Raw genomic sequence first — 12,462 nt, 5'->3', positions numbered from 1 at the left:
CACAGTATTCCTATTATTTTGAGAAGCTTACGCACAATTTAGTTGAACCTCACGCTTAAGCTTCATAGCCGCCCGTCCGGTACCAGCGCCACGCATCTTCGATCATCTCAGGCAGGTTTGATCGCTCCGGCACCCAACCCAATTCCTGTTCCGCGCGGGTAGATCCTGACACCAGTTTGGTGCAATCCCCTGCGCGGCGCGGTCCCTCGACAAAGGGTACAGGATGGTTCGTTACACTGCGTCCCTGATCAATAACTTGCCGCACGGAAAAGCCACTGCCGGTCCCGAGGTTGAATACGCGGCTCTGATTGCCTTGTTGCAACCATTGCAACCCTAGGACATGCGCCTCGACCAGATCGCACACGTGAACGTAGTCGCGAATGCAGGTGCCATCGTCGGTCTGATAGTCGGTGCCATGAATGGTCAGGCCGTCGCGGTCTCCTGAAATTGCTTGAAGCATGACCGGGATGAGATGCGTTTCTGGCTGATGAAATTCTCCAACTTCGGCTGCTGGATCAGCACCTGCGACGTTGAAGTATCGAAACGTGACATGGGACAAGCCATGCGCCTGTTCGAAATTCTCCAGTATTTGTTCAATGGCCAATTTTGACGCCCCGTAGGCATTGATTGGCGCCTGAGGGCTTTCCTCGTTCAGCACAACGCCATCCTGATCACCATAAGTGGCGCAGGTAGAAGAAAACACGAAATGCATGCATCCGGCAGCGACGGCCGCTTCGATAAGGTTCAGCGAGCCGACCACATTGTTCCGCCAGTAGCGCCCTGGGTCGTCCATGCTTTCCCCAACCTGGCTCAGCGCCGCGAAATGCATCACTGCTGACGGTTTGTGCGCCGCGAACACCGCGTCAAGACGCCCGCGATCCAGTAGATCGCCTTGTTCAAAAGGGCCAAATTTCACCGCTTCGCGCCACCCTGTCGACAAGTTGTCGAAGGTGACCGGTGTGTACCCTGCCGCTGCCAGACGTTTACACGCGTGAGAGCCAATGTATCCCGCGCCACCGGTTACAAGGATTGTAGTCACAGTTGGATACCCTTTTTGACTGCAGGCGAGTTCACAGCTGCACGTATCTTCTTTGCCTGACAGTAACGAAAGCACAAGGACAGACAAGCCAGAGGATCATATGCCAACTGGGGCACGAATTACCGCGCTTTGAACGGCCCCGTGATACGCCGGTGCAGCGACCACAGAATCCTGTCTGGCAAGGCGTAGGTGCGCCGCGCCTGACTTGCGTGTATCTGCTCCGCCCACCACCCCATGCCGGAGGTACGATGCGGGCGGACACTGAAGTAAGGGTTTTCAGTATAGAAGTACTGCCAATCCCAGTGGTGCACCTGAACGAGCGATTGGTTCAGTAAACCGGGCAAGCCGTATTGATCGCGCATCGCATACTTGTTGATGTCTTCCCACCACGCTTGCATCAAGGGCTCAAGATGCGGCGACGCGTGTTTGCGGAACAGGACACCATTCATGGTAATTGGCAGGTCTGCTTCGCCCTTAGCGCGCAGATCGGCGAGCTGGCGCTGCGCAGCCGCTACGCGGTCTTCACGCACAGCGCCGCGCTCAAGCGTCAGTTCGATCTCTTCTTCTACCGTGCGATTACCCTGCCCCGGAAACAACGCCAGATCTGCGCCCGAAGCGATGAACTGGTCTATCAACGGGGTCAGGTCCGCGCCAATAAAGATGTTTCCATCGAGATAGATCGAGATGTCGTATTCGGGCAGAATGCGCATGGGAAAAAGCTTGCAATACCGGTTTGCTTCGTTCTGCGGCAGGTTCTCGACTTCAGCAGGCAGCGGGCGGCAATCCCAACGCTTGGCCGTTGATTGCTTTTGGTCCACAAAAGCGATGTAGTCGCATCCCGGCGTCATCTTTTGCGGAGAAAGAAGGATGTCGTAGCTGGCATAGGTGCAGGTATAGACCGCGACCCGCGGCTTGTTTCCAAACGGCTCTCCGGCATTGGTCGCGTCTGTCATGAATTGTCCTCGTAACGCACTTGAACCAGCCCGGCACGATCGACGCGCCCGCGGTTTGATAATGTTCAAATACTGCGGTTTTAGGAACTGTGCAAACCCGCTTTAGGCGGCCGCTTCACTCAGGGTTTCATAGCCATACTGACGTGCAAGCAATTTGACCTCAGGACTAAGCCATAGCTGCTCTGGTTCGGCCCGCGCGTAAAACAGCTTGGCATTCTTTTCCTGATGTTGCAGCGATAGGCTTGGCAGTTCGAGAAATGCTGACATCTCAGAGTACCTTGCATTGATGTCTTCCAGCCGCACCCGCAAATAATCGGCCCCTGACCTTGAGGCATAGTTTTCGATCGTGGTGTTCCACAGTGACCAATAGCGGTTGGCCCGCGCAATTTCGTCCGGAATGTCCATCAATTCGGTGTGTTCGCGGAAGAAGTTCCGATGTGCGCGTACGTGCCGGATCCGGTCGATAAAGGCGGATGGGTCGGTAATAAGCGTCTTTGCAAATCGCTTTGGCTGTCCGCACGACGCATGTTGCGCGATCGTAGGCGCGAATAGGCCAATACGATAAAAGGATTTTATGACGCTTTCCGGATTTCGCACAAGGTGCAGGATCTTCGTAGCACGAGAAAGTTTTGACAGATGCGGCACCGCGTACCATGAACACTCAATCTCAAGAGGTGAAGCGTCATTGATGCCGGACACTTGAAAAACGTCTTCGTGCCCGCAAGGTGTTCCCGAAAGGCTAACAGCGTGCGATAGAAATCCCGTCCCGGAACGTCCACATCCAACAATCAAACATCTGAGGTTTTTCATACCTCCAAGCCTCCGGATTTACGCTGCGCAGCAGCGCATCGCATGACCCTAAACAAGCGAGGGTCGCGCAATTTTCTCACCAAAACTCAAGTCATCCACAGGCGACCCGATGACAGAACGGATCGGGCAGCCAAGGATGCTCACGAATATTTGTTGTTTGAATTTAAGCGGATAATGGTTAATCGAATGTTAACAGGAATCGCCGCATCTATGCTGGAGGTGAAATGGCCAGCCCGAAACAGCCCAGATTTCTCGTGCTCACGCTTTTTTCGGGCGAAAACGAATTCGATGCATGTCAGGCGTCAGTCGCAGCCCAAACCGATGTTGAAGCAGAGCAAATCACCTTTAAAGGGTTGGGGAATGTAGAGGCCTATCATCGGCTCTATTGTGAAATCATGGCGCGCTCGTCCGAGTTTGATCTTTTCCTAAAGCTCGATGCCGACATGGTGCTGTCTCGTCCCACCGCGCTGAGCGAAATTGCAGCTTACTTTGCCGCCCGTCCCGACCTCGACCACCTCGAAACTGAAGTGAATGACCATTTCACAGGGACAAAGATTTTTGGCGTTCACGTATTCAGTCCGCGGGTGACCTGGCAAGTTGATACGCATAATCCGCTTTTCGTTGATCCCGCTCCGAATTGCCCCGGATCACGCGCGCGCCAACCAAAAGAGATTAAAATTTTTGTCGAACACGCGCCCGATCCCGGACGCTATCAGGCGTTTCATTTTGGCTTTCACCGTGCGCTGAAGGCTTTTCAGTTCGATCTGGAAAACCGCTCGGTTCAAAGAATGAGCACCCATCTGTCCGTTTTGCAGGGTCTAGAACGCCACTATGCGAAAACTGGCCGCGCTTCTTTGGGAATATCTGTGTTGGCGGCCGACATGGTGATGACCGGCAGGTTACACGGCAAAACAGGAGATAAATCAGATGCTTCGGTTGAAACAGCTTTTGAGCAGGTGTCTGATCTGAGACCGACAGAAATCCGCCGTCGCGTACAGCGGGGGCGCGCAAAACGGAAGTTTCGAATTTGGAAAGAAAAGGCCATCTGCCAAGTAAAGCTGAGGAAGCGCGCATTGTTCCAGCGTCTTGAATGACGGTGCCACGCGTGCACCACAACGCAAAAAAAGTGTATTTTATTAAAGTAGGTTAACGTATGACGAATATGATTTTTTTGCACATTGGCTATTTGAATGAAAATTTTGCTCAAACAAGCTTTGAACAAGCTGGGTCAGAATAAGAACAAGCCGCCCGCGCCGCGCCCGCGTGAAAACTCTCCACCACTAGAATTTTTGGACGGGTTTCTGACAGGCCTGTTGTCTGCACATGGCAGTCTTGGGCTTTTGCAGTGCGGCGCCAACGATGGCGTCACGGTCGATCCGGTGAGGCAATTTATTTTGCGCCATCCGGATAAGGTTAATGCCGTCTTGGTCGAACCGCTGCCCGATATTCACGACCTACTGCGCAAAAACTATAACGGGCATGGCCACGTAAAAACGTTGAACCTAGCGATCGGCCCGCAAGAGAGTATAGAGCTTTACCGTATCAAGCCCGAATATGCAGCGCAGTATAAAGGGATTATCGCTTCCGGGATCACTTCATTTGATCGGGAGTTCGTGTTGCGCAAGGCAGCCTCGCAGCTGAAAGTTGAAGGAGTGGCGCCAGAAAATCGAATAGAATGCCTCTCGCAGCGGTGCGAAACCGTGTCACAGTTGATTGATACTCATAAAGGCTTTTTGGGCGACGCGTTGTTTTTGCAAATCGATGCTGAGGGATTTGATGATGAGGTGGTCTATACCGTCGATTTCGACAGGCACCGGCCCCTTGCAATCAATTACGAGCAAGAAAATCTAAGCAAGGCCAAACACGAAAAGCTCAAACGCCACCTTGCCCGGCATGGGTATCGCTTTGTGCAGTGGAACCACTCTGATGAACTTGCCATCTGTAACTAAAAAGCCGGTGTCAGTATTGTTGTATCATCAAAGGCAACAGAGTACGCCTTAGGTCGCATCCATCTTGTCTGTACTCATGAAAAAGGGTTTCAACCAAATGAAGGTATATCTGCACGTTGGTCATGGCAAAACCGGTAGCAGCTTCATTCAAAACGTTTTGGCCCACAATACAAGTACGCTTCTGGGGCACGGTTTTTACTATCCCGAAACCCATCGCGTTCAGGCAGCTCGCTTTGGGAACATTACATCAGGCAACTATTTTGCTAACGAAATAATCAAAAACTTTGACCAAATTACCGCCGAAGCCCCAACTGGCGCGAACTTGCTCTTTTCATCAGAGCACCTCTTCAAGGACATTCCGGAGAAAAGCAATTTGCTCGAATTTTTGCATCAAAAAGGCGTGGAAACCCATGCTTTATTGTTCATTCGAGATCCTGTTGCCGCTTTGCCCTCGCATTACAGTCAAGCCGTGAAACGAGACGGATTTTCGGGAACGATTGATGACTACATAAAGGACATCGATGACAACATGACGCATGCCGCGCGACTGCCACTATTTGTCGATGCCTGCGAGAAAAGCGGCGTGGATCTGAAAGTCCGGAATTATGAACGCCACAAAGCCGATGTGATTGCGACATTTGAGGACTTTCTCGAAATTCCAACGGCCACTCTTGAGAAAGCCTCTCAACGGATCAACCGCAGTTTGGCCCCAAGCGAAATAGACTTTGTCCGATACGTTAATGCGATATTCGGCGCGCCGGTTGGCCAGCGTATTGCCGACCGTTTGTGCATGGAATTGCCAAATGCGGTTGTTGAGCGGGTGTTTCCGAGCGCGCATGCCTTCAAGCAATATTTGCAGACTGTCCAGTATTTGGTTGAACGATACGATACAGTTGCCGACGGAACGTCTTGGGAACGCTATGACATCGACTTTCAGAAGCACTTTCAGAAGGCAGACAAGCGAAAATCCCAAAGTCATCAGCTCACACCTCTGACAGAGGAGCAAAGCCGTATTGTCCGCGAGATTCTTTTAGTTGAACAGCCTCGAGTAAATTATCTCAAAAAAATTGCGGCGAAAGTAATTGGGAAGTTTCGCTGAAAGGTTTCGAAGGTCTTTACGCTTGAAACTCCTCAACCTATTCCGTTTAAGCAGCGCTAACCAGCGCTCTAACGCATGAGACCCCAAAATGCCCATCCCCGACCTTTCTCCAGTCCCTGAGCTTTATGTTTCCTACGATTCAGCTCAGAAACTAAAAAACGAAGCGGCCGACCTGCAAAGCTGGGATCTGACCCCGCGCCAGATCTGTGACCTTGAGCTTTTGATGAACGGTGGTTTCAATCCTCTCACCGGTTTCCTGAGCGAAGCAGACTATGACGGCGTGGTCGAAAACATGCGGCTCGCCGATGGAACGCTCTGGCCCATGCCCATAACGCTCGACGTATCGGAAGGTTTTGCGGACGGGATCGAACTGGGCCAAGACATTGCTCTGCGCGACCTCGAAGGTGTGATCCTTGCAACCATGACAGTGACGGACCGGTGGTCTCCCGATAAATCGCGCGAAGCAGAAAAGGTTTTTGGCGCGGACGATGACGCCCATCCGGCGGTTAACTACCTGCACAACACGGCGGGCAAGATATATCTGGGTGGGCCGATTACCGGAATTCAACAGCCCGTCCATTACGATTTCAAGGCGCGCAGGGACACGCCAAACGAACTGCGCGCGTATTTTCGCAAGTTGGGCTGGCGGAAAATTGTGGCGTTTCAAACACGCAACCCGTTGCACCGCGCCCATCAGGAACTCACCTTTCGCGCGTCGCGCGAAGCACAAGCAAACCTGCTGATCCATCCTGTTGTGGGCATGACAAAACCGGGCGATGTGGACCACTTTACCCGTGTACGCTGCTACGAGGCGGTTCTCGACAAATACCCTGCAGCAACCACTTCGATGAGCCTTTTGAACCTTGCGATGCGCATGGCCGGTCCGCGCGAAGCGATCTGGCATGGGCTGATCCGCAAGAACCACGGATGCACCCATTTCATTGTCGGCAGAGATCATGCGGGCCCCGGCAAAAATTCGGCGGGCGAAGATTTCTACGGACCCTATGACGCGCAAGATCTGTTCCGCGAACATCAGGATGAGATGGGCATCCAGATGGTCGATTTCAAACACATGGTTTGGGTCGAAGACCGGGCGCAATACGAACCGGTAGATGACATCCATGACCGGGACAAAGTGACCATTCTCAACATTTCCGGAACCGAGTTGCGCCGCCGCCTGCGCGAAGGCATCGAAATTCCAGAGTGGTTTTCCTTCCCTGAGGTCGTATCCGAACTGCGCCGCCGGTATCCTCCTCGGAACCAGCAAGGCTTTACCGTGTTCTTCACCGGGTTCTCGGGGTCGGGTAAATCGACAATTGCGAACGCGCTCCTGACCAAATTGATGGAAATGGGCGGGCGCCCTGTCACCCTGCTGGACGGTGATATCGTGCGGAAGAACCTGTCTTCAGAGCTGGGCTTTTCCAAAGAACATCGCGACCTGAACATTCGCCGGATTGGCTATGTTGCTTCGGAAATTACCAAGAACGGCGGCATTGCGATCTGTGCGCCGATCGCGCCCTATGCCGCCACGCGCCGTGCTGTGCGCGAAGATGTCGAAGCATTTGGTGCTTTTGTCGAAGTGCACGTCGCCACAACTATCGAAGAGTGCGAACGGAGGGACCGCAAAGGGCTCTACAAACTCGCACGTGAGGGAAAGATCAAGGAATTCACCGGCATCTCTGATCCGTATGATGTGCCAGAAGATCCTGAGTTGCGTGTCGAGACGGAGAATGTGCCGGTCGACAACTGTGCGCATCAAGTGCTGCTGAAACTTGAAAGCATGGGGCTTATCGCCGGGCGGCTCTGATCGCCCGGCCCTTGCCGCCTACTTGTATTCGATCAGTCGCTTTTGCTGGCCCGTTGCGTATTGCCACGCATAGCGCATAACCCCCTGTGCCTCGGCTACTTTACCAAGTGTCAGAAAGAATGCGCCGGTCCAATCCATGCCGCGCGAGCGCAACCGGACGACCTGAAGAGGCCAAAGCATTAGAACAACAAACGCCCACGGCGACCACAGCGACCCAAAGAGTGCGACAAGTGGCACGACCGCTCCCCAAACGAGAGCACGTCGTGTCTCTGCCACGCGGTACTTCTCCTCCGCGCGGCCATGTAGATGAGCGCCTTGCGCGATGGCGAAACCGTTGCGGGCCGTTCTGCGCCACCATTGGCCGAACCGGGTCATTGCAATGTCATGCAGGGCCATTTCCGCATCCAGTCGCCACAAGCGCCATCCGGCGCGGCGCAATCGCAAGCCAAGCTCCGGTTCTTCTCCGGCTATTAAGTCTTCGCGGTATCCGCCGACCTGCTGGACAGCCGTGCGGCGCAGCATGGCAATACCACCCACAGCCTTTGTCTCGCCAATCGGCGTATCCCACTCGGCATCTGCCATCCGGTTCCACAGTGTCGCCTCGGGGAACCGCTCGCGCAGCCGACCCGCGACCATGGCTACGTCTTTATGCTTGTCCATAAAAGAGACTGCGTTGTCGATCCATCCGGCCTGCAATTCGCAATCACCGTCGATGACCTGCACGTAGTCGTTTACTTCTGTGTTTTGCAAAGATGCGATCCCAGCGTTTCTGGCGCGCGCGGCGGTGAAAGGGATCGACATATCCAGTTCGATCACTTCGGCACCCACCGACCTTGCCGCTTCGACCGACCCGTCAGTTGACCCAGAATCCACATAGACCACGCAACGCTTATCAGGGGCGAGCGAAGCAAGGCACCTGATCAGTCGCGCGCCCTCGTTGCGGCCGATCACCACTGCCGCGACTTGGCTGGCCTCTGCCGTATCAGTCATATGGCCGAGCCTCGAGCCCCACCAGCGGTCGGCCCGCCATCGCCCAAAGATCACCGAAAAGTCCGAGCGGTGTATCAGGTTGTCTGCCGCGCAGCCGCGACATCACGATGTTCCCAATGGCGCCGGTCATCCAAGTAGTCAAAGCGATCAGACCATAGACCCGGCCGTGGGTTTTCGCCATGTAGTGATACCAGGAGTGGTACCAGTAAGACGGGCGGCGTTTACGTTTGCGTGCGTCGCTTCCAACGCCTGTCGCTGCGCCTTCTGCGTGGATGACCCGCGCCTCGGCCACATGCCAGATTTCCGCGTTCTTGCCTCCGGCGCGCCGCATCAAATCGACCTCTTCGAAATACAAAAAGAACTCAGGGTCAAAAAAACCTGTCTCTGTCAGGCGATCAAACCGCGCCATGAAGGCGGCACCCGACACCCAATCAACTCTCCTCGTCTTTGTATCAGGCGGAAGCGGCACGTTCCACGCGACCAAGGCGCGCGAAACTGGCCCGAAAGACAGCGCATTGGCGAAAAGATACGGCAGATTGTGAAACCTGAACGCAGCCGTGACAGGCACGCCGTCCGGTTTTTCCACGCGCGCGCCTGCTATTACAGCCGCATCGTGGCTTTCGAGAAAATCGGCAAGAACGGCGATGGCGTTGTTAGCAAGCCTTGCATCTGGATTGAGAAAAAACACCGCGTCAGGTGGCGTATCGTCCGCCAGAAGTTTCTCCAACACAACGTTATTGCCGACACCGAAACCGTGATTTCGCTTTTCGGCGTGCAAGGTGACCCGCTGCGACCATCCAGCCTCGGCAATATGTTTTGCCAGCTTGTCTGCGTCCCCGTTCGGAGAGGCGTTGTCCACCACGTGAACATGCACCTGCCGCGCGCCGTGATCGGCTGACATCACACTCTCGATTGCCAGTATCGTCAGGTCTGCCGTGTTGTAATTTACAATGACGACAGGGATGTCATTAAGTCTCCCCTCGGCCTTGCCGGGTCCACTCATGTCGCCGTCTGCCTTCCTTTATGGGCCGGGAAACGGGAGTATTGCGGACCTGTTGGCACGAAGTTCTGCGCAGGCTGATCGCTTGGTTTTTGCAACTCGGATGCGCGCAGTTCCATGCGCCCGGCAAGAGCCCCCGCGACCAGCCACGTCAATGGCGTGATCGTGGCGTTGGGGATCAGGTCAACAATGTTTGCCGTCAGGATCAGACAAAGAGCCGCGGTAGCCGCCGACACCTCGTGTGACTTTTGCCGCATGGTCAGAACGATAATTGGCGTGACCAGTAACCCGAACGTACCAATATACCGGACCCATCCTCCTTCTCCCAAGAGGATAATCCAGAACCCATCTGTGATACTCTGGTTACGCCCACGTTCGTCAAAGATGCGCGCACGCCCGAAATCGCCCCATCCGAACAGCGGCTTTCGGTTGGCCTTTTCCAAAAGTTCTTCTTCGTTGGTCAGGCGCGTGAGGAATGATTTGGCTCGGCTCTCATCGATGGTGCTGGCAAAGCTCATAATGGGTGTAATTGGCACCGCCCCTGCTCCGCGCAAAACAGGATAGGTCATGATGACGATCGACACAAAAGTGGCAAAAAGCATCTGGGTGCGCACCGAGAGGAACATCACTGGCAAAATCACCATAGAGATCATAACCGCGCCCAGAGACTTGGTCAGCACCAATGTCATGACAAGCCAGCCCAGCGCGAGCCATGCTCTGGTCCGCCATTCGTCAGACACCATTTTTATTAATGCTGCTGCCGCAATGGATGCACAGGCAAAGAAAATGCTGACCCACAAGCCATGGTACAAAAAGACGATCGGGCGCCAACCATTTCCCCGTTTGTGCTGGTACCACTCGTGCGGAAAATAGCCGTAGATCATCTTGTTGAGTAGCGGCGACATGCGTACTTCGAACAGCGCAAAAACGCTGTATACCAAGCCCGCAATACAAAAGAAGATCACGAGCATACGGTGATCCTCCGGCCGCGCGAGGTATTTGCGCGCCAGAAGAAACGGCAGCATTGCGACAGTTGTTTTGAGCAGCGCAGACATCCCGTCGAACATCGTCATGCCGCGCAGCACCTTCCTGCCATATACGACAGAACTGCCGTTGGTCATTGCAGTCAACAGCACGCCGACAACAACGAACATCAGCAGGCAGATCACGAGGCCCGAACGCGGAATCCAGCCAGGCAACGGGCCTGAGTTGGTCTGCTTCATCCGTCCACGGGTGTATTGGGCACCGAAAATTACCGCGAAAGCCAACGCCGGTAGCACCGCCATCGACTCCTTGTCGATATCCGGCACATTCGGGAGCCGTATCACCGTTCCTGTTGGCAGGAAAAGGTAGCCGCCGAATATCGCGAGGCACACGGCCAGCGCCGGCGAGTACTTGCGAAAGAAGTACAGGATCGCCACCGGCCACAGAAAGAGCGCCGCCGTACTCATCCCGCCTCTACCCTGCCATTCTTTGCGCGGCGTCCCTGCAATGCTCGAACGGTCAAGGACGGCAAGATCGCAAAACAGGCCATATAACGTGCGAACAGACGAATTGGATTACCGGCCAGTCGCCATAGCCATTCTGCGGCACCTTTACGCACGAGCGTCGGCGCGCGTTTCTGCGTCCCAGCAATAAAATCAATTCCTGCGCCGACAGAGGCAAAACCCATCTGCGGCGCACGATCATAGGCCCGCTGCGCGAAAATCTCTTGCTTCGGGGCGCCAAGCGCCAAGAAAACAATTCCCACACCAGACTGCTGCAATTCGTCGATAAACCCGTCAGCTGCCGCGCTTGCGGGGTCAAACCCCATGGGCGGCGCTATTTTCGCAGCGATTTTGAGCTGGGGAAATCGCGCCTGCAATCTGTCAGCGGCCTTAGTCAACGTCTCGTCTGTCGACCCGAAGAAACCGATGGGGATATCTAGCTTCTGGGCCATTTCAACCATTGGCAGTACCAGATCGGATCCCGGGACAAGACTTACGGACTGGCCAGACAGGCGAGACAGCCAGACAATCGGATGCCCGTCAGCAGTGACATGGCTGTGCGCCTGATAGGCTAAACGGAAATCTGCGGAAGCCTGCAGCTTGACAACATGATCCAGATTAAGCGTTGCAAGGCAAAAGCCTTTACCCGCGCGCAGGCGACGTTCGAGATCGGTCAGCAGCCCGTCCATGGTAGGCACATTGACCTCGATAGCGCCGGCCTTCTGACCGTCATGATTTGTCTTAATCCACTGCATATCTGCATCACTGTTCAACTGGCACGTGGAGTCTATACCACCTGCTTGGAAGGATTTGCAGCGCATAATGGCGGTAAAAAATGTCTAAACCATGGAAAACCTTGGCGCGCGTCAAAAAGGTCTCATTTTCAGCCATTTAACGCAGCCTGCACGGGCACCGTACGCTGGTTTAAGTGCAAAAACACCAATCTGTTCAATCAATAACGCAACAGTTGGTCGATTTTGACCTTTCAGAGTTATTTCCCGTGCCGCGTTCTGCGGCCCCTTCAAGGAGCCTTCAATGTCCGACCTTTTCAAAAATGTTGCCCAAAGCCTGGAAAGCCCGGCAACACGTCTGATCAATATAACTCCAGATGACGGCAGCGACCTGGCCTTCGTGACGCGGGCAATCAACGTTGCGGAAAGCGGTGCGGTGCGCGTCACCACAAGGGGTGACGATATTGCCACCGTAACTGTGGCAGCGGGCGTACCCTTCCCGATCCGGGTCAAGCGAATTTGGTCAACCGGAACGACTGCCACCGGCATCGTCGCGATGTCCTGATCCTGCTCTCATTTTTGGAGAACGCTGATGTA

At 54.5% G+C, this 12,462-nt stretch carries 12 protein-coding genes; 5 read left to right on the top strand and 7 right to left on the bottom strand.

The window, feature by feature from the left end:
- Positions 1-55 precede the first annotated feature (55 nt).
- The 3 genes from galE to AC2D8V_RS03265 form a co-directional block, all read right to left on the bottom strand.
- Positions 56-1,039 carry a UDP-glucose 4-epimerase GalE gene (galE, locus tag AC2D8V_RS03275; protein ID WP_484732080.1) on the bottom strand — a complete coding sequence of 328 codons (984 nt, stop codon included), beginning with the start codon at positions 1,037-1,039 and terminating at the stop codon, positions 56-58.
- Between the two features lie 119 nt (positions 1,040-1,158).
- Positions 1,159-1,992 carry a glycosyltransferase family protein gene (locus AC2D8V_RS03270; RefSeq protein WP_484732079.1) on the bottom strand — a complete coding sequence of 278 codons (834 nt, stop codon included), beginning with the start codon at positions 1,990-1,992 and terminating at the stop codon, positions 1,159-1,161.
- 102 nt (positions 1,993-2,094) lie between these two features.
- The gene (locus AC2D8V_RS03265; RefSeq protein ID WP_484732078.1) at positions 2,095-2,691 is read right to left on the bottom strand and encodes a hypothetical protein; all 597 of its coding nucleotides are present in this window, start codon (positions 2,689-2,691) and stop codon (positions 2,095-2,097) included.
- 335 nt (positions 2,692-3,026) lie between these two features.
- Between AC2D8V_RS03265 and AC2D8V_RS03260 the strand changes: the two genes are divergently transcribed.
- From AC2D8V_RS03260 to AC2D8V_RS03245, 4 genes are all read left to right on the top strand, one after another.
- Positions 3,027-3,896, top strand: a complete 870-nt coding sequence (locus AC2D8V_RS03260; protein ID WP_484732077.1) for a hypothetical protein — start codon at positions 3,027-3,029, stop codon at positions 3,894-3,896.
- A gap of 96 nt (positions 3,897-3,992) precedes the next feature.
- Complete coding sequence (locus tag AC2D8V_RS03255; protein WP_484732076.1) at positions 3,993-4,751, top strand: FkbM family methyltransferase; 759 nt, start codon at positions 3,993-3,995, stop codon at positions 4,749-4,751.
- 97 nt (positions 4,752-4,848) lie between these two features.
- Positions 4,849-5,850: a hypothetical protein gene (locus AC2D8V_RS03250; protein ID WP_484732075.1), complete on the top strand. Its 1,002-nt coding sequence runs from the start codon at positions 4,849-4,851 to the stop codon at positions 5,848-5,850.
- Between the two features lie 88 nt (positions 5,851-5,938).
- Positions 5,939-7,657: a bifunctional sulfate adenylyltransferase/adenylylsulfate kinase gene (locus AC2D8V_RS03245; protein ID WP_484732074.1), complete on the top strand. Its 1,719-nt coding sequence runs from the start codon at positions 5,939-5,941 to the stop codon at positions 7,655-7,657.
- 18 nt (positions 7,658-7,675) lie between these two features.
- Here AC2D8V_RS03245 and AC2D8V_RS03240 read toward each other — a convergent pair whose 3' ends face one another.
- Genes AC2D8V_RS03240 through AC2D8V_RS03225 form a run of 4 tightly spaced genes read right to left on the bottom strand, consistent with a single transcriptional unit; the run spans position 7,676 to position 11,889 of the window.
- Positions 7,676-8,647: a glycosyltransferase family 2 protein gene (locus tag AC2D8V_RS03240; protein ID WP_484732073.1), complete on the bottom strand. Its 972-nt coding sequence runs from the start codon at positions 8,645-8,647 to the stop codon at positions 7,676-7,678.
- Positions 8,640-9,650: a glycosyltransferase gene (locus AC2D8V_RS03235; protein ID WP_484732072.1), complete on the bottom strand. Its 1,011-nt coding sequence runs from the start codon at positions 9,648-9,650 to the stop codon at positions 8,640-8,642. Before AC2D8V_RS03235 ends, AC2D8V_RS03240 begins: the two co-directional genes overlap by 8 nt.
- On the bottom strand, positions 9,647-11,098 hold the full coding sequence (locus tag AC2D8V_RS03230) for a hypothetical protein (RefSeq protein WP_484732071.1): 1,452 nt from the start codon (positions 11,096-11,098) through the stop codon (positions 9,647-9,649). Before AC2D8V_RS03230 ends, AC2D8V_RS03235 begins: the two co-directional genes overlap by 4 nt.
- A complete protein-coding gene (locus AC2D8V_RS03225) occupies positions 11,095-11,889 on the bottom strand; it encodes a WecB/TagA/CpsF family glycosyltransferase (RefSeq protein ID WP_484732070.1) in 795 nt (264 codons plus the stop codon). The genes AC2D8V_RS03230 and AC2D8V_RS03225 overlap by 4 nt, the downstream gene beginning before the upstream one ends.
- Before the next feature lie 280 nt (positions 11,890-12,169).
- Between AC2D8V_RS03225 and AC2D8V_RS03220 the strand changes: the two genes are divergently transcribed.
- Positions 12,170-12,430: a spike base protein, RCAP_Rcc01079 family gene (locus AC2D8V_RS03220; RefSeq protein WP_484732069.1), complete on the top strand. Its 261-nt coding sequence runs from the start codon at positions 12,170-12,172 to the stop codon at positions 12,428-12,430.
- The last annotated feature ends 32 nt before the right edge of the window (positions 12,431-12,462 follow it).

This window comes from Roseobacter sp. YIN89 (genome assembly GCF_057219365.1).
This window is presented reverse-complemented; position numbering and strand designations above follow the sequence as displayed.

Coding starts and splice junctions, on each gene's coding strand:
- AC2D8V_RS03270 (WP_484732079.1), bottom strand. CDS start 1,992: ATGACAGACGCGACCAATGCCGGAGAGCCGTTTGGAAACAAGCCGCGG.
- AC2D8V_RS03260 (WP_484732077.1), top strand. CDS start 3,027: ATGGCCAGCCCGAAACAGCCCAGATTTCTCGTGCTCACGCTTTTTTCG.
- AC2D8V_RS03255 (WP_484732076.1), top strand. CDS start 3,993: ATGAAAATTTTGCTCAAACAAGCTTTGAACAAGCTGGGTCAGAATAAG.
- AC2D8V_RS03250 (WP_484732075.1), top strand. CDS start 4,849: ATGAAGGTATATCTGCACGTTGGTCATGGCAAAACCGGTAGCAGCTTC.
- AC2D8V_RS03245 (WP_484732074.1), top strand. CDS start 5,939: ATGCCCATCCCCGACCTTTCTCCAGTCCCTGAGCTTTATGTTTCCTAC.
- AC2D8V_RS03240 (WP_484732073.1), bottom strand. CDS start 8,647: ATGACTGATACGGCAGAGGCCAGCCAAGTCGCGGCAGTGGTGATCGGC.
- AC2D8V_RS03235 (WP_484732072.1), bottom strand. CDS start 9,650: ATGAGTGGACCCGGCAAGGCCGAGGGGAGACTTAATGACATCCCTGTC.
- AC2D8V_RS03230 (WP_484732071.1), bottom strand. CDS start 11,098: ATGAGTACGGCGGCGCTCTTTCTGTGGCCGGTGGCGATCCTGTACTTC.
- AC2D8V_RS03225 (WP_484732070.1), bottom strand. CDS start 11,889: ATGCAGTGGATTAAGACAAATCATGACGGTCAGAAGGCCGGCGCTATC.
- AC2D8V_RS03220 (WP_484732069.1), top strand. CDS start 12,170: ATGTCCGACCTTTTCAAAAATGTTGCCCAAAGCCTGGAAAGCCCGGCA.